Source organism: Chitinivorax sp. PXF-14 (assembly GCF_040812015.1).
Classification (GTDB): Bacteria; Pseudomonadota; Gammaproteobacteria; order Burkholderiales; family SCOH01; genus JBFNXJ01.
In genome coordinates this window covers 111,619-132,487 of the sequence record NZ_JBFNXJ010000009.1, presented here as the reverse complement: position 1 = coordinate 132,487, position 20,869 = coordinate 111,619, and the positions used below count along the sequence as shown (strand labels likewise).

The 20,869-nt window shown below is 66.2% G+C and carries 22 protein-coding genes; 12 read left to right on the top strand and 10 right to left on the bottom strand.

All coding sequences use genetic code 11. The annotated features are described in order from the left end of the window. Positions 1-6: 6 nt before the first annotated feature. From ABWL39_RS12545 to ABWL39_RS12520, 6 genes are all read left to right on the top strand, one after another. Positions 7-366 (top strand): hypothetical protein, encoded by a 360-nt coding sequence (locus tag ABWL39_RS12545; protein ID WP_367791406.1) that lies wholly within the window; start codon positions 7-9, stop codon positions 364-366. Then, the gene (locus ABWL39_RS12540) at positions 366-1,097 is read left to right on the top strand and encodes a glutathione S-transferase family protein (protein WP_367791403.1); all 732 of its coding nucleotides are present in this window, start codon (positions 366-368) and stop codon (positions 1,095-1,097) included. The genes ABWL39_RS12545 and ABWL39_RS12540 overlap by 1 nt, the downstream gene beginning before the upstream one ends. A 40-nt stretch (positions 1,098-1,137) precedes the next feature. After that, entirely contained in the window at positions 1,138-3,195 is a 2,058-nt protein-coding gene (gene pbpC, locus ABWL39_RS12535; protein WP_367791400.1) for a penicillin-binding protein 1C, read from the top strand. 279 nt (positions 3,196-3,474) lie between these two features. Then, a complete protein-coding gene (locus ABWL39_RS12530) occupies positions 3,475-3,690 on the top strand; it encodes a CsbD family protein (RefSeq protein ID WP_367791397.1) in 216 nt (71 codons plus the stop codon). 63 nt (positions 3,691-3,753) lie between these two features. Next, positions 3,754-4,380 (top strand): hypothetical protein, encoded by a 627-nt coding sequence (locus ABWL39_RS12525; protein WP_367791394.1) that lies wholly within the window; start codon positions 3,754-3,756, stop codon positions 4,378-4,380. Positions 4,381-4,497: 117 nt separating this feature from the next. Further along, the gene (locus tag ABWL39_RS12520; protein WP_367791542.1) at positions 4,498-4,617 is read left to right on the top strand and encodes an entericidin A/B family lipoprotein; all 120 of its coding nucleotides are present in this window, start codon (positions 4,498-4,500) and stop codon (positions 4,615-4,617) included. 59 nt (positions 4,618-4,676) lie between these two features. On the opposite strand, the gene ABWL39_RS12515 is transcribed toward ABWL39_RS12520, so the two are convergent. Continuing rightward, positions 4,677-6,086: a CHASE3 domain-containing protein gene (locus ABWL39_RS12515; RefSeq protein WP_367791391.1), complete on the bottom strand. Its 1,410-nt coding sequence runs from the start codon at positions 6,084-6,086 to the stop codon at positions 4,677-4,679. Positions 6,087-6,213: 127 nt separating this feature from the next. Between ABWL39_RS12515 and ABWL39_RS12510 the strand changes: the two genes are divergently transcribed. The 4 genes from ABWL39_RS12510 to ABWL39_RS12495 all read left to right on the top strand — a co-directional run bounded on the left by ABWL39_RS12510 (position 6,214) and on the right by ABWL39_RS12495 (position 9,702). After that, complete coding sequence (locus tag ABWL39_RS12510) at positions 6,214-6,372, top strand: DUF1328 domain-containing protein (RefSeq protein WP_367791388.1); 159 nt, start codon at positions 6,214-6,216, stop codon at positions 6,370-6,372. 42 nt (positions 6,373-6,414) lie between these two features. Beyond that, positions 6,415-7,050: a response regulator gene (locus ABWL39_RS12505; protein WP_367791385.1), complete on the top strand. Its 636-nt coding sequence runs from the start codon at positions 6,415-6,417 to the stop codon at positions 7,048-7,050. A gap of 35 nt (positions 7,051-7,085) precedes the next feature. Beyond that, positions 7,086-7,520 (top strand): response regulator transcription factor, encoded by a 435-nt coding sequence (locus ABWL39_RS12500; protein WP_367791382.1) that lies wholly within the window; start codon positions 7,086-7,088, stop codon positions 7,518-7,520. A gap of 94 nt (positions 7,521-7,614) precedes the next feature. Next, positions 7,615-9,702, top strand: coding sequence for a S9 family peptidase (locus ABWL39_RS12495; RefSeq protein WP_367791379.1), 2,088 nt, complete (start codon positions 7,615-7,617; stop codon positions 9,700-9,702). 66 nt (positions 9,703-9,768) lie between these two features. Here the strand turns inward: ABWL39_RS12495 and ABWL39_RS12490 are convergent, their stop codons facing one another. The 4 genes from ABWL39_RS12490 to prmC all read right to left on the bottom strand — a co-directional run bounded on the left by ABWL39_RS12490 (position 9,769) and on the right by prmC (position 13,975). Further along, positions 9,769-10,452, bottom strand: coding sequence for an enoyl-CoA hydratase/isomerase family protein (locus ABWL39_RS12490; protein ID WP_367791376.1), 684 nt, complete (start codon positions 10,450-10,452; stop codon positions 9,769-9,771). A 120-nt stretch (positions 10,453-10,572) separates the two neighbouring features. Then, on the bottom strand, positions 10,573-12,654 hold the full coding sequence (locus tag ABWL39_RS12485; RefSeq protein WP_367791373.1) for a 7TM diverse intracellular signaling domain-containing protein: 2,082 nt from the start codon (positions 12,652-12,654) through the stop codon (positions 10,573-10,575). Between the two features lie 131 nt (positions 12,655-12,785). Then, positions 12,786-13,103 (bottom strand): Grx4 family monothiol glutaredoxin, encoded by a 318-nt coding sequence (gene grxD / locus ABWL39_RS12480; RefSeq protein WP_367791370.1) that lies wholly within the window; start codon positions 13,101-13,103, stop codon positions 12,786-12,788. A 41-nt stretch (positions 13,104-13,144) separates the two neighbouring features. Then, positions 13,145-13,975: a peptide chain release factor N(5)-glutamine methyltransferase gene (gene prmC / locus ABWL39_RS12475; protein ID WP_367791368.1), complete on the bottom strand. Its 831-nt coding sequence runs from the start codon at positions 13,973-13,975 to the stop codon at positions 13,145-13,147. Between the two features lie 335 nt (positions 13,976-14,310). Here prmC and ABWL39_RS12470 point away from each other — a divergent pair, with 335 nt between their 5' ends. Together ABWL39_RS12470 and ABWL39_RS12465 are read left to right on the top strand one after the other, a co-directional pair. Beyond that, positions 14,311-15,738, top strand: coding sequence for a PLP-dependent aminotransferase family protein (locus ABWL39_RS12470; RefSeq protein ID WP_367791365.1), 1,428 nt, complete (start codon positions 14,311-14,313; stop codon positions 15,736-15,738). A gap of 72 nt (positions 15,739-15,810) precedes the next feature. Further along, complete coding sequence (locus ABWL39_RS12465; protein ID WP_367791363.1) at positions 15,811-16,440, top strand: histidine phosphatase family protein; 630 nt, start codon at positions 15,811-15,813, stop codon at positions 16,438-16,440. Positions 16,441-16,498: 58 nt separating this feature from the next. Here ABWL39_RS12465 and mgtE read toward each other — a convergent pair whose 3' ends face one another. The 5 genes from mgtE to ABWL39_RS12440 all read right to left on the bottom strand — a co-directional run bounded on the left by mgtE (position 16,499) and on the right by ABWL39_RS12440 (position 20,646). After that, entirely contained in the window at positions 16,499-17,938 is a 1,440-nt protein-coding gene (mgtE, locus tag ABWL39_RS12460) for a magnesium transporter (protein WP_367791360.1), read from the bottom strand. Between the two features lie 196 nt (positions 17,939-18,134). Next, positions 18,135-18,818: a monofunctional biosynthetic peptidoglycan transglycosylase gene (gene mtgA / locus ABWL39_RS12455; protein ID WP_367791357.1), complete on the bottom strand. Its 684-nt coding sequence runs from the start codon at positions 18,816-18,818 to the stop codon at positions 18,135-18,137. After that, entirely contained in the window at positions 18,815-19,636 is an 822-nt protein-coding gene (gene aroE, locus ABWL39_RS12450; protein WP_367791354.1) for a shikimate dehydrogenase, read from the bottom strand. The genes mtgA and aroE overlap by 4 nt, the downstream gene beginning before the upstream one ends. Before the next feature lie 221 nt (positions 19,637-19,857). Next, entirely contained in the window at positions 19,858-20,190 is a 333-nt protein-coding gene (locus ABWL39_RS12445) for a hypothetical protein (protein WP_367791351.1), read from the bottom strand. 3 nt (positions 20,191-20,193) lie between these two features. Continuing rightward, a complete protein-coding gene (locus ABWL39_RS12440; RefSeq protein WP_367791348.1) occupies positions 20,194-20,646 on the bottom strand; it encodes a rhodanese-like domain-containing protein in 453 nt (150 codons plus the stop codon). Positions 20,647-20,869 lie beyond the last annotated feature (223 nt).

The window sequence follows — 20,869 nt, the reverse complement described above, 5'->3', positions numbered from 1 at the left end:
TCCGACATGAATCTGCTTCGACCGCTCCTGCTCATCGCCGCGCTGCTCTCGCTCGCCGGCTGCGACCAGTTCAACAACCTGCTCAACAAGCAGCAGCGTGAAGCCAAGGCCGTGGGGGCGGGCTGCCGCCTGTCCGGGCGCTCGCTCGAGGACTGCTACAAGCGCAATTTGCGCGCCTCGCGGGCCGATATCTACGCCGGCTGGCGCGAGATGCACGACTACATGATGCAGAAGAAGATCGACAACATCACCCCGTCGGCCGACGGTGCCCAGCCTGCCGAGGAGGCAGCGCCCGCCAAGGAGTCGGACAAGGAAGCGCACAAGAAGCCCGAGGCGGCGCCAGCCGGTGAGAAGGCCGCGCAGTAATGGCCATCGAGCTTTACCAGTTCCGCCCGCTGTGGGGGCTGCCCAACTTCAGCCCGTTCTGCATGAAGCTCGAAACCTATCTGCGCCTCGCCGGCCTGCCCTACGAGGTGGTCAAGGGCGAACACGTGTTCAACTCGCCCAGCGGCAAGCTGCCTTATATCCGCGATCGGGGGCGCGTCGTCACCGATTCGAGCCAGATCATCGACTACCTGAAGGCGCAGTATGGCGACCCGCTCGACGAGCGCCTGACGCCGGCCCAGCGCGCCACCGCGCTGGCCTTTCAGCGCCTGGTCGAAGAGAGCCTGTACTGGGCCGCGCTGTATTCGCGCTGGCTCGATGCGCGCAACTGGCCCAGCGTGCGCCAGGCGGTGTTCGGTCACCTGCCGCCGCTGCTGCGCAGGCTGGTGCCCGCCATGGTGCGGGCCAAGCTCAGGCGCGATGCCCGCGGCCAGGGCATCGGCCGTCACGGCGAGGACGAGCTGTACGCGATCGGCTGCCACGATGTCGATGCCGTCGCCACGGCGCTCGGCGAGCAGCCGTATTTTCTCGGCGATGCGCCCACCAGCATCGATGCCACGATGTTCGGTTTTCTCGCCAACCTGATCTGGGCGCCGCTCGACAGCCCGATCAAGCGCCAGGCCGCCAAGTACCCCCAGCTTGATGCCTATTGCCGCCGCATGTGGGCGCGCTGCTTTGCCGAGCGGCCGCTGCCGCCGGCCGCTCAACGCTGATCCGCGCGTGGGCCGCCTGCGCCGTTCATTCTGCACATTGATGCTCGGCGCGCTGCTGCCGGCGCTGAGCTGGGCCGTGCCGAGCTTTGCCGAGGTGAAATCCGCCTGGCAGCCGTCCGAATCCTGGCTGCTCGACCGGCATGGCGAGCTGCTCTCGGTGAAGCGCGTTGACAGCCGCGTGCGCAGGCTCGCCTGGACGCCGCTCGCAGCCGTCTCCCCGGCCTTGCAGGCCGCCGTGCTGGCCTCGGAGGACCGGCGCTTTCTCGAACATGCCGGCATCGACTGGCAGGCGCTGGCCGGCGCGGCGCTCGACCGTGCCTCGGGCAGCCCGCGCGGCGCCAGCACCATCACCATGCAGCTCGCTGGCCTGCTCGACGATGCGCTCAAGCCCGGCCGCGATGGCCGCAGCGTGGTGCAGAAACTTGGCCAGCTGGCCGCCGCGCGCGAGATCGAGGCGGGCTGGGGCAAGCAGGAGATTCTCGAAGCCTACCTGAACCATGCGCCGTTCCGTGGAGAGCTGGTGGGTGTGGCCGCGGCCTCGGCGCGGCTGTTCGGCAAGCTGCCTGCCGGCCTCAACCAGGGCGAGGGTATCGTGCTCGCGGCGCTGCTGCGCGGCCCCAACGCCAATGCCGATACGCTGGGCCGGCGCGCCTGCGAGCTGGCCGGCGTGATGCAGGCCCGCGTCGGCTGCGCCTATCTGCAAGGGCTGGCGCTGCAGGCCCTGTCGTTCGGCAATCGCGGCGCGCTGGTCGTCGACGATGCCCCCGAGGCGGCCGCACGGCTGCTCGTCAAGCCGGGGCAAAGCCTGCGCACGACGCTCGATGCCGGCCTGCAACGCGAGGCGAGACAGATCCTCACGCGCCAGCTCGCCGCGCTGGCCTCGCGCAACGTGCGCGACGGCACCTTGCTGGTGCTCGACAACGCCAGCGGCGAGGTGCTTGCCTACGTCGGCCATGTCGGGCAGAGCCAGGTCGATGGCGTGCAGGCGCGGCGCCAGGCCGGCTCCACGCTCAAGCCCCTGCTCTACGGCCTGGCATTCGAGCAGCGGCTGCTGACGCCGGCTTCGCTGCTCGACGACAGCCCGGTCAACCTCGACACGGCGGCCGGCATGTATGTGCCGCAGAACTACGACAAGGATTTTCGCGGCATCGTCAGCGTGCGCAGCAGCCTGGCCGGCTCGCTCAATGTGCCGGCCGTGCGCACGCTGCTGCTGACGGGCGTCGAGCCGTTCTTCGAGCGGCTGCAGGCGGCGGGCTTCAACCTGCCCGAGCGCGGCGACTACTACGGCTATTCGCTGGCGCTGGGCTCGCCCGACATCACGCTGTGGCAGCTCGTCAATGCCTATCGCAGCCTGGCCAACGGCGGGCGCATCAGCGCACCGGGATGGCTGCCCGGCCAGCAGGCCAGGTCGGCGCCGCTGATGCAGGCCGAGGCCGCCTGGCTGGTCGCCGACATCCTTTCCGACCGCAGCGCGCGTGCCATCACCTTCGGCCTCGAAAACCCGCTCGCCACGCGTGTCTGGGCCGCCGTCAAGACCGGCACCAGCAAGGACATGCGCGACAACTGGTGCATCGGCTTCACCAGCCGCTACACGGTGGGTGTGTGGGTCGGCAATTTCGACGGCGAGCCGATGTGGGATGTCTCGGGCATCTCGGGCGCGGCGCCCGTCTGGCGCGAAATCGTGCAGCGCCTGCATGCCGCGCGCCCCAGCCGCCAGCCGGCCGTGCCGCGCGGCATCGTCACGACGGCGGTGCGGTTCGAGCCGCCGATCGAGCCGGCCCGGCGCGAGGTCTTCATCGCCGGCACCGAGCAGACCGTGGTGCGGCTGGCCGGGCAGACGGCACGTGCGATCCGCTACCCGGGCGATGGCGAGATCATCGCGCTCGACCCGGACATCCCGCCCGCGCGCCAGAAGATCCGTTTCGAGGCCGATGCCGGCGGGCGTTGGTGGCTCGACGGCAAGCCGCTGGCGAACGGCGGCGACAGCGCCTGGTGGTCGCCGCGGCCGGGCCGCCATGTGCTGGCCTGGGCCGCGGGCAGCCGGCGCGACGAGGTGCGCTTCGAGGTACGCGGCACGTTGCCCGCCAGGGCGCGCTGAGCCTGCATCTTTATCGACTCTGTAGGACGGGGCCGACGCCCGCCACCATGCCTGTCCGACACCACATCGCGCACCTGGCCGACTGCCGCGCCGCATGCCCGCACTTACCATGTCCCTACAGCTTGAGCGGGCCATATCGCGCTCAACTGCGCATCGGGTAGCCCGAAAAACTGGCAGCACTGCCGCACCGCATCCCCGTAAGGTATTGGCCTGCGGGCCCCGCCGCAGCGGCGTTTCGAGCCACCTCATCGTCGAGTCCACGTTGAAAGGAGCAAGACCATGAACTGGGACCAAGTGGAAGGCAACTGGAAGCAATTCAAGGGCAAGGTACGCGAGCGCTGGGGCAGGCTGACCGACGACAGGCTCGAACAGATCAAGGGCCGGCGCGACCAGCTGGCAGGCCGGATACAGGAGGCCTACGGGTTTTCGAAGGACGAGGTCGAGGCGCAGATCCGCGACTTCGAGCAGCGCTACCCCGACGGCCATCGGCACTGAGCCCGTTCGACCCCGACCCCCGCCCGGCGGGCGGGCCCGACGATATGTGACAGGAGCACCGACATGAACACCGCAACCCTCATGATGAGCTGTGGCGTGTTGCTGGCCGGCGTCTCGCTGACAGCGAGCGCGGCCATGACCCGGGAAGAATACAGGCAGCAGCGCGAGCTGATCAGCCAGCGCTACGACGCCAATCTGGCGCTGTGCGATGGCAAACCGCGTGCCAGCAGACCGCTGTGTGCGACCGAAGCCGCGGCCGACCGCGACATGCTGTATGCCGACCTCGAGAGCGGCTACCGCAACACCACCGACGCCAATATGGCGGCCGCCAGGGCCAAGGCAGAGGCGCTGTACAGCGTCGAGCAGGCGAAGTGCAACGGGTTGGCCAACAAGCAGGGCTGCCTGCACGACGCGCTCGCCTCGCGCAATCACGACCTGGCCGACATCGACGCCAACCGCTCGCGCTACGAGGTGCTGCAGGCATCTCAGGTGGTGATGATCACCGAGCCGCCCGAGGATGCCCCGCCACCGGCACCTGCCGCGATGCCCGCGCCCATGGCCGCGCCGCAACAGGCGCCCGCAATGGCGCCGGAGCCAGTGCCGGAGCCCGTTCCGGCCCCGCAACGCTGCGACACCCTGTCCGGCACGGCAAAGGATATCTGCCTGTTCGACGCCAAGCCGCGCCCGTGATCGAGCCGGCTGGTGCCGGCGAGCTCACCTCATCGAAATCGGGCGGGGCTGTCCGCCGCAGTGTAGGCGCCCCGTCCACCGAGCCTGGAGGATTCCATCATGAAACATGCCGTACTGATGTTATGTCTGCTGTCGCTGTTCTCGCTGGCTGCCTGCAACACCATGAAGGGGCTGGGGCAGGATATCGAGCACGGTGGCGACAAGCTCGAACACGCTGCCGATAAGGCGCAGAAGTGATCTGACAGCACCCCGCGCCGCAGGCCTTCTGGCCTGTGGCGCCCGGCATCACGCGGCCCTCAGCCCGTGAGCCCGGCCGCACCGGAGGCTGATTTGAGCGGGATCAGCGCCTGGGTGAACAGCCCCTGGCCCGGCTCGCTGCGCAGGTCGATCTTGCCACCGATGGCCGTCACGCGATGGCGCATGCCCAGGAGCCCGTGCGTGCCGGCGGGCAGCTGGGCCAAATCCATGCCGACGCCGTTGTCCTGGATTTCAAGCTTCGCATGCTCGCCGTCCACCACCAGATGCACGGAAACCTGCGTCGCCCCGGCGTATTTGGCGGCGTTGTTGAGTGTCTCCTGCAGGATGCGGTAGATCGCCAGGCTGGCGAGATCGCTCAACGGCGCCTGCTCGGGCAGCGTCAGGTCGAGCACCCAGTGGTTGCGCTCGGCGCATTCCTCGGCCAGCGCGCGCAGCGCTTCGCACAGGCCGAAGGTGCGCAGCAGCGGTGGGTGCAGGTCCTGCACGATGCGGCGCTTGAACTGGATGCCCTGGTCCAGGTTAGCCTGCGTGCGGCCCAGCTTGTCGACGATCTCGGGATGGCTCTGCGCGAGCTGGCGGCGGGCCCAGGCGATGTCCATCTTGGTGGCGGTGAGGATGGCGCCCAGTTCGTCATGCAGTTCGCGCGCCAGGCGTTCACGCTCGCGCTCGACATCCATCTGGTAGCCCTCGGCGAGCTGTTCCATCTGCCGCGTGCGCGCCTGCACCTGCTCGTCGAGCATGCGCTGGCGCGATTCCAGCCACTGCGCCTGGCGGTTCTTCTGCTGGATGTCGCCGAGCAGCCGCTGCAGCATGAGGAACACCATCGCCATGATCAGCAGCGTGCCTGTCGCCATCGACAGCCGCAGCCAGCGGATCGCCCGCCCCAGCGCCTGCTGCTGCTCGCCGAGGCGCCGGCTTTCGTGCGTGGTGATGCGGGTCACCATGGTGTCGATGTCGCGGCTCAGCGCGAGGCCGCGATCGGTCGCCAGCACGCCGTAAGCCTGCTCCAGCTGGCCCTTGGTGGCGAAGTCCAGCGTCAGCTCCATCTCGGCCAGCCGCGCGCCCACCGCGAGCGAGAGCTTCTGCGCATCCCGGCTCAGGCCGACAGTGTCGGGCGTGGCCGGCTGGTCGAGCTGCGCCAGGTGGTAGCGCGCCTGCTGCACTGCTTGCCGGTAGGGCGCCAGGTAGCGGTCATCGAGCTTGACCAGATAGCCGCGCTGGGCCGATTCGGCCTGCAGCAGGTTGAGCCACAACAGGCGCAGCGACGAGATGCGGTCATGCGTCACCAGCACCTCGTGGCTCTGGCTGTCGGTCAGCGCGGCCAGCTTCTCGTTGGTGAACATGGCCAGCGCCGCCACGGCGACGCAGCAGGCCAGGCTCGCGATGGCCTGCCAGCCGAGCTGGCGCAGGTAGGTCATGGCGCCTTGCAGGAACGGGGGTATCGGCATGCGTCTCCCGGGTGTGTCGGAGATGTCCGACACGATCATCAGCGGGTAGCCGGCTACCGCTGGCCGTCGGGCGGTTCTACAGTGCAGGCGTGCAGCGGGCTCGGGCATCCATCAGGAGGACTGGATCATGTTGTACTACGCAGTGGTGTTTTTCATCATAGCCATCGTGGCGGCCATTTTTGGATTTGGCGGCATCGCCGCCGACGCGGCGGGCATCTCGCGCATATTGTTCGGGCTGTTCCTGGTGATCGCCGTCGTCTCGTTGATCTCCGGCCTGCTGCTATAGTTCTGCTCATGTTGTGGTGCAGGCGGTGACAGGAGCCAGACCATGAAGAAAGCCGTGCTGCTGGTGGACGACCACGGCATCGTCCGATCCGGCCTGCGGGCCCTGCTGGAAATGGAGCCCGACCTGTGCGTGGCGGGCGAGGCGGCCGACGGCATCGAGGCGATCGCGCAGGTCAGGCGCCAGGCCTTCGACATCACCGTGCTCGACCTCTCCATGCCGGGCAAGGATGGCATCGATACCCTGCGCGACCTGCAACGCATCCGCCCCGACATGCCGGTGCTGATCCTGAGCGGCTATGCCGAGACGCAGTACGCGCTGAGCCTGATCCGCGCCGGCTGCCGCGGCTACCTGTCGAAAGACGCCGACCCGAACGAGATCGTCAAGGCGATCCGCACGATCTGTGCCGGGCATCGCTACGTGTCGGCGGCGCTGGCCAGCCTGCTGGCCGACCAGCTCGCCCAGCCCGTCGACAGGGCACTGCATGAGCTATTGTCGGCACGCGAATTCCAGGTATTCCACAAGCTCGCCAGCGGCCGCTCCGCCACCGAGATCGCCGATGAGCTGTGCCTCAGCGTCAAGACCGTCAGCACCTACCGCAGCCGCGTGCTGGAGAAAATGAAGCTCAAGACCAATGCCGACCTGACCTATTACGCGATCAAGCATGCGCTGATCAACTGAAGGGCTCGCAAGCCCATCCCGCCGGATGACGAACCATGGCCAGTCAACTCGCCGCTGCCGATTCCACCGCCCCGATGCGGGTGGCGGTGCTGCTCGTCGAGGATTCGCCGCTGCTGCGCGAGGCGCTGACAGCCTGCTTCGCGCACCGGCCGGATATCGTGTTCTCGGCCCATGCCAGCGGCGCCGAGGCTGCCGTCGAGCAGCTGCGCAGCCATCGTTTCGACCTCGCGGTGGTCGACCTCGAATTGCAGCAGGGCACCGGCTTCGACGTGCTCGCCTACCTTGCCTCACTCGATCCCGCGCAGCGCGCGCTGCCGCTGGTGCTCACCAACCATGCCTTCCCGCTGTACCGACGGCACGCGCTGGCGCTCGGGGCCGCGTATTTCTTCGACAAATCGATGCAGTTCGACGAGGCCATCGCGGCGATCGAGGCCGAGGCGCAGCGCGTGCTGGAGCAGGGCAGCGGCTGAGCGCCACGCCGGCCGGGGCCGCCGTGACGGCCGAAGTCGGCTATAGTCGCGGTATTGCAACGCCCGAGCCGGCCCTGCCGGATGCGAACCCCCGATGACCGATACCCGTCAGCTGCCATCCCCTCCTATCGCCGCCAGGCGGCCCACCGTGCTCAGCAAGTTCGGCGACCGGCGCGTCGACGACTACTTCTGGCTGCGCCAGCGCGACGACCCCGCCACGATCACCTACCTCGACGCCGAAAATACCTATGCCGACGCCGTGATGGCGCCGCTTGCGCCGTTCCGCGAGGCGCTCTACCGCGAGATGCTGGGGCGCATCCAGGAAACCGACATGAGCGTGCCATACAGGCTGCGCGGCTGGCGCTACTACGTGCGCACCGAGACCGGGCTGCAGTACCCGATCCTGTGCCGCCAGCGCGCCAATGAGGAAGTGGGGGCCGGCGAACCTGCAGCCAGCCTGCCTGGCACCGAACACGTGCTGCTCGATGTCAACGAGCTGGCGCGCGGCAAATCGTATATGTCGGTCGGCGATGTCGATCTGAGCGACGACGACCGCTTCTATGCCTATACCACCGACGCCACCGGCTTCCGCCAGTACACGCTGCAGATCAAGAGCCTGCAGAGTGGCAAGCTGCTGCCGATGCGGCGTGCACGCGTGACCTCGCTCGCCTGGGCGGCCGACAACGAAACCCTGTTCTACACCACCGAGGACAAGCAGACCAAGCGCTCGAACCAGCTGTGGAAGTACCGCCTGGGCGAACGTGGGGACGAACTGGTGTTCGAGGAGCGCGACGAGCGCTTCAACCTCCATGTGTCGCGCTCGCGCAGCGAGGCCTGGCTGTTTCTCGACAGCCACAGCCATACCTCGAGCGAGGTGCGCTACCTGCCGGCCGATCGCCCCGATGGCCGCTGGCGGCTGGTGCTGGCGCGCCGCGCCGATATCGAGTACGACGTCGACCACCACGGCGAGCGCTTCTACCTGCGCATCAACGATGCCGGCCGTAATTTCCGCCTGGTGTCGGCGCCCATCGGCCGCTTCGGCCGCGAGCACTGGCGCGAGGAAATCGCACATCGCGCCGAGGTGATGCTCGAAAGCATGGATTTCTTCCGCGACTACCGCGTGGTGCAGGAGCGCGAGCGCGGCATCGAGCACCTCGTCGTCACGCAGCTGGCGAGCGGCGACAGCCACCGCATCGCCTTCGACGAGCCGGCGTACACGCTGTCGAGCGATGCCAACCCGGAGTGGGAGAGCGAGACTTTCCGTTTCGTCTACCAGTCGATGACGACGCCGGACAGCGTGTACGACTACCACATGGCCACGCGCCAGCGCACGCTGCTCAAGCGCCGGCCGGTGCTCGGGCGCTTCGACCCGGCCGATTACGTGACCGAGCGGCGCGAGGCCACCGCGCCGGACGGCACGGCCGTGCCGGTGTCGCTGGTCTACCGCAGGGGCACGCCGCGCGACGGCAGCGCGCCGCTGTGGCTCGAAGGCTACGGCGCCTATGGCTATCCGAACGATGTGTATTTCTCGTCGGCACGGCTGTCGCTGCTCGACCGCGGCGTGATCTACGCCACCGCGCACATCCGTGGCGGCGGCGACCTGGGCAAGCCGTGGCACGACGCCGGCCGCATGCTCAACAAGCAGAACACCTTCAGCGACTTCATCGCGGTTGCCGAGCACCTGATCGAGCAGGGCTACACACGGCCCGGGCGGCTCGCGATCGAGGGCGGCAGCGCCGGCGGCCTGCTGCTCGGCGCGGTCGTCAACCTGCGGCCGGCGCTGTTCCGCGTCGTGCTGTCCGAAGTGCCCTTCGTCGATGTCATGAGCACCATGCTCGACGCCAGCCTGCCGCTCACGGTCGGCGAATACGAGGAATGGGGCAACCCCAACCAGCGCCGCTATTACGACTATATGCGGCGCTATTCGCCTTACGACAACCTGGTGCGCCAGGCCTATCCGGCAATGTTGGTGAAGACCTCGCTCAACGACAGCCAGGTGATGTACTGGGAGCCGGCCAAATACGTGGCCAGGCTGCGCACGCTCAAGACCGACGCCAACCCGTTGCTGCTCGTCACCAATATGGGCGCGGGCCATGGCGGCGCGTCGGGGCGCTATGACTTCCTGCGCGAGGTGGCGCTCGATTTTGCCTTCGTGCTGAGCCAGCTGGGCATCACGGCCTGAGCGCTGCGCCGAGCGCAAAAAAAGGGCGGCCATGGCCGCCCTTCTTGCTGCACCTGTGCGTGTTGCTTAGCGCAGTTCCTTGTTCACCAGCGCGCCCAGGTGGCTGCGGAAGCCATGCTTGATCGCGGCATAGGTGCGGCGGTCCTTCTGAGCCAGCAGCTTGGCCATCTCGATGGCGGCAGGCAGCAGCTCGTCGGCCTGCAGCGCACGGTCGACGATATTGCGCTTGGCCGCTTCCTCGCCACCGATCGGGCGGCCGGTCAGGGCCAGCTCTTGGCGTGCGTGCTCGTTCGGCAGCAGGTTGACGGCAGCCTGCATGGCCGGCGTGAACGGCAGCTTGATGTCGATTTCGGGGAAGCAGAAATAGCCGCGGTCCGCGCGCATGACGCGGAAGTCGAAGCACGATGCGATCAGCGCACCGCCACCGTAGCTGTGGCCGGAAATACAGGCGATGGTCGGTAGGTTGAGCAGGGCCAGGCGCATCAGCAGCTGGTCGAGACGTGGCCCGAAGGTGCTGAACAGGTATTCCATGCCCTTGCTCTTGATGTATTCGAGGTCGATGCCGTTGCTGAAGAATTTCGGATCGCTGCTGGCCAGCACCAGGGCGGCGTTCGCGCTGTCCGCCTCGATCGTGTCGAGGTGGGCGTTGAATTCGTCGAGAACGGCGTCGGTCAGCGTGTTGGCGCGCTCACCGTTGACCATCGTCATCACATAGACGGCATCCTGCTTTTCCAGCGTTACATACGACATGGGTTTCTCCTGAATTGATCGGCGCATGCATCATGCCGCAGATGCAAACGATCAGGCAAGCTTAAACAAGCGTTTGCTTGAATTGCCTTTGTGGGTGGACCGCCGGGCCGCCGCGTGGGTTCAGGCTGCGGCCGGCAGGGTGAACCAGAATGTCGCGCCCTGGCCTGGCTGCGATTCGGCCCAGATCTCGCCGCCGTGGCGGTGGATGACACGCTGCACCGAGGCCAGGCCGATACCGGTGCCGTCGAACTGGTCGCGCCGGTGAAAGCGCTGGAAGGCACCGAACAGCTTGGCTGCTGCGGCGGCGTCGAAGCCTTCGCCGTTGTCGCGCACGAAGAAGGCCTCTTGCTGGCGGTCGCGCCCGCGCCCGACCTCGATCTGCGCCAGTGGCTGGCTGCCGGTGAACTTGAGTGCGTTGCCGAGCAGGTTTTGCAGCACATTGCGGATCAGCCGGCGATCGCCCGTCGCACTCAGGCCGGGCGTCACCTGCCAGCCGATGCTGCGGCCCGGGTAGAGCGGACGCATTTCCTCGAGCAGCTCGATTGCCATGGTGCTGAGGTCGACCGGCTCGCGCTGCAGGTCTTCACGCGCCAGCCGGTGAAAGCTCAACAGCGCGTCGATCAATTCGCCCATGCGGCGAGATGCCGCCACGATGCGATCGACTAGCCCGCGGGCTTCCGGCACCAGCTGTTCGGCGTGGTCCTCCACCAGCACGCTGGCGAAGCCGTTGATGGCGCGCAACGGCGCGCGCAGGTCATGCGATACGGTGTAGCTGAATGCTTCGAGCTCCTTGTTGGTCGCGGCGAGCTCGCGCGTGCGGTCGTCGATCAGTTGCTCGAGGTGGCTCTGGTAGTCCTTCAGCTCCGCTTCGGCGATGCTGCGCGCGTTGACGGCGATATCGCGCGCGCAGGCCAGCTCATCCAGCGTCGAATTGAGCTCGGCCGTGCGCTGCCTGACGCGCTCTTCAAGCTGTTCGTTGGCCTCGCGCTGGATGCGTTCACGTTCCTCGCGCAGCAGCTTGAGCCGGTGGGCCAGCGCAAAGGCCAGAAACAGCACATCGAGGCCGGTCGCCAACTCCAGCGCATGATTGGTATAGGGGTTGAACGGCAGCACCCCGAGCGCCTTCAGCACGTAGACGGCGCCGCCAAGCAGCAGCACCGGCCACGCCAGCATGTAGAACTGCGCATAGCGCTGGTGCGCGATCCAGAACACGTAAATGCCGGAGAAGCAGAGCAGGGGCAGCGTCATCAGTGCCAGTATGAGCTCGATGTGCATGACCAGCATGTAGCTGGCAAACAGCGAGACGCAGGCATCGGCCACGGCCAGCCACATCAGCATCCGCAGTACACGGTCGACGCGCGGCAGCCAGCGGGCCAGGGAGAGGAAGTGGCAGCTGAACTGGATGATGGCCGCGAGCCCGAGCGACGAGCTGATCGGCACGACCTGATTGGCCCACCACGGCGAATCGGGCCAGAAATACTGGAAGGCATAACCCTGGATCGAGAAATTCTGGATGAAGTAGCAGCCCACGCACAGCACGTAGTAGAAGAAGCCGCGATCCCATACCGAGAAGTAGATCACCAGGTAATAGAACAGCATCGTCAGCAGCGTGCCGAAGAACATCCACTGGCCGGCATCGATGTTCGCCGAGTCGAGCCAGAACGCCTCGGGCTGCCACAGCGTCAGCGGGACCTGGATCGGCCCCTGGCTGCTGACCCGCAGCAACACGTCGACCCGCTCATCCGGGGCGAGCGCTAGGCGGAACAACTGGTGCGGGTGGGGAATCTCGCGCGTGGAAAACGGCACGCGATCGCCGCCCGCCATGTGGTCGATCCGGCCGTTGGCGTGCAGCAGGTAGACATCGACATAGTCGAGCGTCGGATAGCCGCTCTCCAGCAGCCATTCGCTCGCGCTGGCGCCGGTGTTGTGGAGGGCGACATGAAACCAGTAAGAGGACGACGAAAAGCCGAAATTGGGCACCCGGCCTTGCGGCGGGTGAAACCGCCCCTGCGCGAGGTCCCTGGCGATGGCCTGTACCGACAGGTCGGGCGAGGTGGTTTCATACCAGGCCAGGTGAGGCGACAGCTCGACCGCTTGCTGCCGGGCGTCGAGCGCAAGCGGGGCCGCCTGGATCGCCCCGCCCAGCAGGAGCAGGCACATCCAGCATATGCGCCATAGGGCTGGCAGCGTGGCAAATGGCATGCCCCTTCTCCTTGTCGGGCGAGCTGTGGCTGCTTTCAGCATATGCGCGCCGGCGGCATTTGCCAATTGGCGGCGCCAAAACAAAAACGGGAAGCCGCAGCCTCCCGTTTTGCCATGCCTGATGTCGGCGTTCAGCCGGCGATGCCGTCCAGCATCTGCTTCAGTTCGCCCGAGTCGTACAGCTCGCGCATGATGTCGGAGCCACCGACAAATTCACCCTTGACGTACAGCTGCGGGATGGTCGGCCAGTTCGAGAATTCCTTGATGCCCTGGCGGATTTCCGGGCTCTCCAGCACGTTCACGGCCAGGTACTGGCCCAGGCCACAGGCCTTGAGAATGCCGACCGCGCTGGCGGAGAAGCCGCATTGCGGAAAGGTCGGCGTGCCCTTCATGTACAGCACGACCGGGTTGTTGCTGACCTGCTCTTGAATAACGGCTTGAATGTCCATGCTTTGTCCTGTCTAAAATACCCAAACAAATTACTCGGAAATTATAGCGGCGGCCTTGATTCAAGGCAACCCAGCGTGACGCGTTCGATGCCGGCAAGATCGCATTCGGTGCGTACCCCGGCAAAACCCTGCGCGGTCAGTAGCGCCCGCGATGCCGCGCCCTGGTCGTAACCGTGCTCGAACATCAGCCAGCCGCCGGGCGCCAGATGGCGCACGGCTCCAGCCACGATCTGGCGGATGCAGCTGAGGCCGTCGGCATGGTCGGTGAGCGCCGACACCGGCTCGAAACGCAGATCGCCCTCACGCAGGTGCGGGTCGTCCGAAACGATGTAAGGTGGGTTCGACACGATCAGCTCGAAGCGCCGCACGGGCTCGATGGTGCTGTACCAGTTGCCCAGTCGGGTCTCCATGCTGGCGCCTAGGCGCCGGGCGTTGTCGGCTGCGACGGCCAGCGCCGTGGGCGAGGCATCGACGGCAAGCACGCTGGCGCGTGGACGTTCGAGCGCGATGGTGATGGCGATGATGCCGCTGCCGGTGCCGAGGTCGAGCACGCTCGCGGCCCTGTCCAGCGGCAGGCGGGCCAGTGCGAGCTCGACCAGGTGTTCGGTCTCCGGCCGTGGGATCAATACCTCCGGCGTGACATGGAAAGGCCGGCTGTAGAACTCGCGCTCGCCCACGATGTAGGCGACCGGTTCGCCCTGGCGGCGGCGCTCGGCCAGGCTGTCGAAGCAGGCGAGCTGGCCGGCTGGCACGCTGTCGAGGCCATGGGCGATCAGCCAGGCATGATCGACGCCGAGCGCATGGCAGAGCAGGGCGCGTGCGTCGATGGCATCGAGGCCGCTGTGTCTGAGTAGATCGCGATAGCTGGGCACGGGTTTGGGCGACTTATACGAAGGATGGCTGGGCGCGATGTTCCGCGCCGCGGTAGTCCATTTTAGCGGCTTGCAATGCGGTGCGGCGGCAAATCGGGCGACTGGCGCACCCAGCAAAAGGTGTTCTGGCGACCGACGGGGCACATGCGGGAGCTGTACTGTGTCGGTTGCCGCAGCGGACAACTGTATCTTATCAGTACCGAGGCCGCGCGCGATGATAGCGAGACCCGAAGCCGACCCCCGGTCGACACGCGGCGTGCCAGCTCACTGCCAGGTGACGTGTTGCTCGACGGGCGCGGCGCCTCTCGCCCCCGCTTCAGCCAGGACCTCGCCACATGGACACCACGCTCAGTAAACCCGACCGACTCTACCAGAGACTGGCCACCGAGTTCTCGACCGGCATCCATCACGGCACGCTGAAGCCCGGCGAGCGGCTGCCGTCGATCCGCCAGATCGCCCAGCAGCGCGACCTGTCGATCTCGACGGTGACCCAGGCGCTGCGCGTGCTTGAAAACCAGGGCCTGGTCGAGGCGCGGCCGCAGTCCGGCTATTTCGTGCGCCGGACGACGGCCCGCCTGCCCGAGCCGACCCAGGTGGCGCCGGCGGAAGAAGCCACTTTCGTCGGCGTCAACGCGGTGCTGGCCAAGGTGCGCGGCGCCTGCCAGAACCCGGCACTGGAGCCGCTGACCACGGCCTGTCCGAGCCCCGACCTGCTGCCCACCGAGAGGCTGATGAAGCTGGTGGCCAAGCGCGCCCGTTCGATGGAGCTCGAATGCCACACCTACGGCCGGCTGCGTGGCAGCCGCACCTTGCGGCGGCAGATCGCTCGGCGTTATCTCGACCTCGGCTTCAACGTCACCGAGGACGACATCCTGATGACGCATGGCTGTATGGAGGCGCTCAGCATCGCGTTACGCGCCGTGGCCAAGCCCGGCGACACGATCGCGGTGGAGTCGCCGACCTATTTCATCATGCTGCAGCTGATTGAAATGCTCGGCATGAAGGCGCTCGAAATTCCTACGCATCCGCGTGATGGCATCTCGCTCGAGGCGCTCGACCTGGCGACACGCGACGGCGCGGTCAAGGCGCTGTTCGTGATTCCCAACAGCAGCAACCCGCTCGGCGCGACCATGCCGGTCGAGCGTAAGCGCCAGCTGGTCGAATTGATGGCGGCGCGCGACGTACCGATCATCGAGGACGACGTGTTCGGCGACCTGCAGTTCGAAGGCCCGCGCCCGCTGCCGCTCAAGGCCTTCGACAAGGCCGGCGGGGTGATCCTGGTGTCGAGCTTCAGCAAGACGCTGTCGCCAGGCTTCTCCGACGGCTGGATACTGCCGGGGCGCTTCCTGCCCCAGGTCGAGCTGATGAAGTCGCTCAACAGCGGGCCGATGCCGACCGTGATGCAGATGGCGCTGGCCGAGTTTCTCGAATCGGGCGGTTACGAGCATCATCTGCGCCAGTTGCGGCGGGCCCTCGGCCAGCAGGTGCGCAGCGTGAGCGAGGCCGTGGCCGAGTATTTCCCCGATGGCACACGCATCTCGCGGCCATCCGGCGGCTTTGTGCTGTGGGTCGAGCTGCCGCAAGGAGCCGATACCCTGGCGCTGCATGCGCGCGCGGCGAGCGAGAACATCGGCTTTGCACCGGGGCCGATCTTCTCCGCAGCCGGGCGCTTCCAGAACTGCCTGCGCCTGTCCTGCGGTTATCCCTACACGGGCCAGCTGGAGAAGATGATCCGGCGGCTGGGCGCACTGGCGCAGGGTTGATGCGCTGCAACAATGTCAACGACATGGCGTGAATACGGTACAATTACTTATCTCCATGCATCAGAACCCGCAATGAAAACAAGACTTTGCCTGGTCCGCCACGGCGAGACCGACTGGAACGTGGCGCGCCGCCTGCAGGGCCACATTGATGTGCCGCTCAACGACAATGGCGTGAAGCAGGCCGAGGCCACGGCCGTCGGCTTGGCAGGTGAAAGCTTCGACGCCATCTACAGCAGCGACCTGACGCGCGCGCGGCAGACCGCCGAGGCGGCCGCGCAACGGCTCAAGCTGCCGATCCGCTTTCGCCCGAGCCTGCGCGAACGCCACTATGGAGTCTTCCAGGGGTTGACCCATGTCGAGGGCTCGAAGCAGCACCCCGAGGCCTATCGCCGGTTTTCCGCGCGCGAGCTCGATTACGACATCCCTGGCGACGGCGAGTCACTGCGCCGCTTCGGCTGCCGCGTCCACGAGACCTTGGAGGAGATCGCCCAGGCCCATCCTGGCGAGACCGTGCTGGTGGTCACGCACGGCGGGGCGCTACATATCGCCAACCGTGTCGCGAGCGGGCAGCCGATCGACGCCGCACGCGACTACCCGATTCCCAATGCGGCGCTGAACTGGCTCAGCTATCAGGAAGGACATTGGGAGATCGAGCGCTGGGCCGACCTGCGCCACCTCGACGGTGCGCTCGACGAGATCTGAGCGTGCTGAACGCAAAAAAGGCACCGGAACCGGTGCTTTTTTGCGTCTGGGGCTGGTGTCAGAGCAGGAAGATCGTCGCCAGGCCCAGGAAAATGAAGAAGCCCATGCTGTCCGTCGTCGCCGTCAGTAACACGCTGGAGCCGTAGGCCGGGTCGCGCCCCATCTTGTGCATTGTCAGCGGGACGAAGATGCCGACCAGCGCCGCGACCTGGAAATTGAGCACCATCGCCGCCATCATCACGAGCCCGAGCGAGACCTGGTGATACAGCAGGTAGGCGATCAGGCCCATCACGCCGCCCCACACCGCGCCGTTGAGCAGTGCGATGCCGAGCTCCTTGAGGATCAGCCGCCGGGCATTGCTGGAATTGACCTGGCCCAGCGCGAGCGCGCGGATGATCAGCGTCGAGGTCTGGTTACCGGTGTTGCCGCCGATACCGGCGACGATAGTCATCAGCGTCGACAGCGCGACCAGCTGGCTGATCGTGCCCTCGAAGGCGCCGATCACGCGCGATGCGACAAAGGCGGTGCAGATATTGGTGGCGAGCCAGGGCCAGCGGTTCTTGGCCGATGCCCACACCGACGAGAACAGGTCTTCCTCTTCGCGCAGGCCGGCGAGGCTCAGCATCTCGCTCTCGGATTCTTCACGGATCACGTCGACCATCATGTCCACGGTCAGGCGGCCGACCAGCTTGCTGGCCTCGTTGACCACCGGCGCCGACACCAGGTCATAGCGCTCGAAGGACTGGGCCGCGTCGCCGGCATCGTCCTCGGGACGGAAGGTGACCACGTCGCGCGACATCACCTCGGCCACGGATTTCTCCGGGTCGTTGATCAGCAGGCGCTTCAGCGTCAGTACACCCTGCAGCGTTTCGGCCTTGTCGACGACGAACAGCTTGTCGGTGTGGTCGGGCAACTCGTCGAAGCGGCGCAGGTAGCGCAGTACCACTTCGAGCGTGACGTCATCGCGTATCGTCACCATCTCGAAGTCCATCAGGCCACCGACCTGGTCTTCGTCGTAGGACAGCGCCGAACGGACCTGCTCGCGTTCCTCGGTATCGAGCGAGCCCATCAGCTCGTGCACGACATCGGTTGGCAGGTCGGGCGCCAGGTCGGCGATCTCGTCGGCGTCGAGGTTCTCGGTCGCAGCGAGGATTTCGTCGCTGTCCATCGACTTGAGCAGCGACTCGCGCACCGAGTCCGATACCTCGAGCAGGATGTCGCCGTCGCGCTCGGCCTTGACCAGATCCCACACCGTCAGGCGGTCGTCGAGCGGCAGCGTCTCCAGGATGTAGGCGACGTCGGCCGGGTGGAGCTGTTCCAGCTTGTGCTGCAGCTCGACCAGATTCTGCTTGTGGACCAGGGTTTCGACGATGTCGTGGCGAGGCATGTCCTGCTTGTGGACCAGGTCCTCGACCAGCTTGTGGCGGGCGAGCAGGCGCTGCACCTGCTGCAGGCTCTCTTGTAGGCTTTCTTGCGGCTTTTGTTCTGCGACGTTCATGGCGCTCTCTCACCCGGCTGCGCGGGCGGCAAAAAGAGCACCGGCAGGCTAGGCTGTGATGGGTTGGCGAAGCGTGTAGGTCAAGCTACTACTGCTGGGTTCCATTTCTAGACTCTCGAAAAACCGCCATAGGGGCGGCATCCTGGGCGGATTATACCTTGCTTCCGTGACAGTGCGATTGGGGAAATTGCTCACGTCACGGAAAATCTGCCGACGGCATGCGGCGCTGGATGATCGCCGTCTTGCGCAGCAGCTTGCGGTCGTTGCGATGCTCGTCGAAATAGCGTGGATTGGTCACCATCGATGCGAGTTTGGCGGCCTGCGCTGCCGACAGGTTGGCCGCGCTGGTCTTGTAGTAATAGCGCGCCGCCGCGTCGGCGCCGAACACGCCGTTGCCCCACTCGATCACGTTGAGGTAGATCTCGAAGATGCGGCGCTTGCTCATCATCTTTTCCAGCATCAGCGTGATGACGGCTTCCTCACCCTTGCGCCACGGCGTTTTCTTCGACGACAGGAACAGGTTCTTGGCCAGCTGCTGGCTGATGGTCGAGCCACCGGCAACGATGCGGCCTTTCTTCTGGTTCTTTTCCCAGGCTTTCTGGATGCCTTCCCAGTCGAAGCCGTCGTGTTCGAGGAACTTGGCATCCTCGCTCGCCACCAGTGCCCGCTTGAGGTTGGGCGAAATGTGCTCGTAGTTGACCCACTTGTGGCGCAGCTCGGCCTCGGGGTCCTCTTCCTGCAGCTTGGCGAGCCGCTCCTCCATGAAGGCCGAGGCCGATGGATTGTGATCGACCCACCACCAGACATGTGCGAACAGCCAGAGCTGGTAACCGAACAGGATGATGATGAAAAATAGCAGCAGACGGCCAAGCAACTTCACGCGAGCTGCTCCCTGAGCAGGCTCAGCAGCGCTGCGGTGCGCGGCTCGACGCCGCGCCAGATGCGGAACGACTCGGCCGCCTGCTCGACCAGCATGCCCAAGCCATCGGCCAGGCGTGCCGCACCGTGCGCCTGGGCAAATTGCAGGAAGGGCGTCAGACCCTTGCCGTACATCATGTCGTAAGCCAGGCTGCCCGCAGCAAAGGCGCTGGCGGGCACGGGCGGCAACGCATCGCTGAGGCTTGCCGAGGTGGCGTTGATCACCACGTCGAAAGCCTGCTCGCCCAGCTCCGCATAGCCGCTGGCCGCGACCTCGCCATAGGCCGCGAACTGGCGCGCGAGCTGCATGGCCTTGTCGGCGGTGCGATTGGCGACCACCAGCATGGCCGGATGATAGGACAGCAGCGGCAGCAACACGCCGCGTGCCGCACCGCCGGCGCCGAGCAGCAGGATGCGCCGGCCGGCGAGCGGGACGCCCAGGTTGGCCGTGATGTCGCGCGTCAGGCCGACGCCATCGGTGTTGTCGCCGACGATCTCGCCGCCCGCGAAGCTCAGCGTGTTGACGGCCTCGGCGAGTTTCGCCCGTTCGGACAGGCGGCTGGCGAGGCGCCATGCATCCTGCTTGAACGGCACCGTGACGTTGGCGCCCTTGGCGCCGCTCTGGATCAGCTCGAACACCGCGCTGTCGAAGCCGTCGACAGGCGCCAGCAGGCGGTCGTACTGCACGTCCTCGCCGGTCTGCTTGGCAAAGGCCGCATGGATCAGGGGGGACTTGCTATGGGCAACGGGGTTGCCGATGACGACATATCGATCGGACATCTGCTGTTTTCCTGCTGACAAAATGAGGCCGGTCGACAGCGTGTCGACCGGCCGATATGCGATGGTGCGATTATAGCGGGAGCGATCGTTCGAAGCACGCCGGTCACAGCGCCCCCCCGCTATCGGCGAGCCCTGGGCCTGCGTGCGTCGTTCGAGGCGAGCCGGCCGCGCGGTATGCCGCCACCGATGGGCGAGGCCCGATGTGGGTGCGCGCGCCGGCCCTAGCGGTTGATCGCCTTGTCGATGCGCTCCAGTGCGAGATTGCGCGGCTGCTGTGACTGCGTAGGTGCCGTCGCGGTGGAGGCGGTGTGCGGTTCGGCTGGCATGGTATTGAGTGGAGCGAACTTCACCGGCTCCACGTGGGTGCCGCTCGGTGCCTGGGCTGCATCGCCGTAGACCCAGTGGCCGTTGGCGTCGCGCCAGCGCACGACGGATACGGAGGGCGCCGGAGATTGGGTCGCCGCCACCAGTGGCGACAGCTTGCCACGCAGTCCGCCGACATCGGCGTAATAGGCGCCCGCCGCCACGACGATCGCCAGGATCAGCCAGCGCATCGCTCAGCCTTGCGACCAGGGCAGCTGCTTGGCCTTCCAGCCCGTCACGCTGCCGCGATGGCCCTGGCCGTCCTTGTCCCCTTCGAAGCCCTCGAGCACGTTGAAGCAGTCCACGTAGCCGTGTTCGGCCGCGAGCCTTGCCGTCTGGTCCGAGCGCGCGCCGGTTCGGCACATGAACATGACGATGCCTTCTGGGTCGACCTGATGCTTCAGCTGATTCAGGAAATTGGGGTTCTCGATCATGCCCGGGAAGGTCTTCCACTCGATGTTCACCGCGCCGGGCACGATGCCGACGAAGTTCCACTCCGCACTGGAGCGCACATCGACCAGCTTGGCCGATGCTATGTGCTGCATGATTTCGTAGGCCTCTTCCGGCAGCAATGCGCCGGAATAGGGTAGCCCCATCTGCTCTGCGCGTTGTTTGGCGCCGAGCAGGATGTTATTGATCTTGCTCATGGTCACTCCTTGTTCCGTTTTTTAAATTATTGCAAAACAGGAAAGGGGGCGCTACGCGAAAGATTTGCACCAAAACGGTGCGGTGCAAAATGTAATGCACCATATGTGTGCCTAAGAATGCACTGGCTGCAATAAAGCTCGTTATGGCACAATAGCTTGGCTCATTTTGGGGCATGGCACGCTTCATGCTTCAATCACTGCACGTCGCGCAGGCTGCGCTGAA

Coding starts and splice junctions, on each gene's coding strand:
- ABWL39_RS12505 (WP_367791385.1), top strand. CDS start 6,415: ATGAAGAAAGCCGTGCTGCTGGTGGACGACCACGGCATCGTCCGATCC.
- ABWL39_RS12490 (WP_367791376.1), bottom strand. CDS start 10,452: ATGTCGTATGTAACGCTGGAAAAGCAGGATGCCGTCTATGTGATGACG.
- ABWL39_RS12525 (WP_367791394.1), top strand. CDS start 3,754: ATGAACACCGCAACCCTCATGATGAGCTGTGGCGTGTTGCTGGCCGGC.
- mgtE (WP_367791360.1), bottom strand. CDS start 17,938: ATGAACGTCGCAGAACAAAAGCCGCAAGAAAGCCTACAAGAGAGCCTG.
- ABWL39_RS12530 (WP_367791397.1), top strand. CDS start 3,475: ATGAACTGGGACCAAGTGGAAGGCAACTGGAAGCAATTCAAGGGCAAG.
- pbpC (WP_367791400.1), top strand. CDS start 1,138: ATGCTCGGCGCGCTGCTGCCGGCGCTGAGCTGGGCCGTGCCGAGCTTT.
- ABWL39_RS12445 (WP_367791351.1), bottom strand. CDS start 20,190: ATGCGCTGGCTGATCCTGGCGATCGTCGTGGCGGCGGGCGCCTATTAC.
- ABWL39_RS12470 (WP_367791365.1), top strand. CDS start 14,311: ATGGACACCACGCTCAGTAAACCCGACCGACTCTACCAGAGACTGGCC.
- ABWL39_RS12440 (WP_367791348.1), bottom strand. CDS start 20,646: ATGAGCAAGATCAATAACATCCTGCTCGGCGCCAAACAACGCGCAGAG.
- ABWL39_RS12515 (WP_367791391.1), bottom strand. CDS start 6,086: ATGCCGATACCCCCGTTCCTGCAAGGCGCCATGACCTACCTGCGCCAG.
- ABWL39_RS12485 (WP_367791373.1), bottom strand. CDS start 12,654: ATGCCATTTGCCACGCTGCCAGCCCTATGGCGCATATGCTGGATGTGC.
- ABWL39_RS12465 (WP_367791363.1), top strand. CDS start 15,811: ATGAAAACAAGACTTTGCCTGGTCCGCCACGGCGAGACCGACTGGAAC.
- ABWL39_RS12495 (WP_367791379.1), top strand. CDS start 7,615: ATGACCGATACCCGTCAGCTGCCATCCCCTCCTATCGCCGCCAGGCGG.
- grxD (WP_367791370.1), bottom strand. CDS start 13,103: ATGGACATTCAAGCCGTTATTCAAGAGCAGGTCAGCAACAACCCGGTC.
- ABWL39_RS12545 (WP_367791406.1), top strand. CDS start 7: ATGAATCTGCTTCGACCGCTCCTGCTCATCGCCGCGCTGCTCTCGCTC.
- ABWL39_RS12540 (WP_367791403.1), top strand. CDS start 366: ATGGCCATCGAGCTTTACCAGTTCCGCCCGCTGTGGGGGCTGCCCAAC.
- aroE (WP_367791354.1), bottom strand. CDS start 19,636: ATGTCCGATCGATATGTCGTCATCGGCAACCCCGTTGCCCATAGCAAG.
- ABWL39_RS12520 (WP_367791542.1), top strand. CDS start 4,498: ATGTTATGTCTGCTGTCGCTGTTCTCGCTGGCTGCCTGCAACACCATG.
- ABWL39_RS12500 (WP_367791382.1), top strand. CDS start 7,086: ATGGCCAGTCAACTCGCCGCTGCCGATTCCACCGCCCCGATGCGGGTG.
- ABWL39_RS12510 (WP_367791388.1), top strand. CDS start 6,214: ATGTTGTACTACGCAGTGGTGTTTTTCATCATAGCCATCGTGGCGGCC.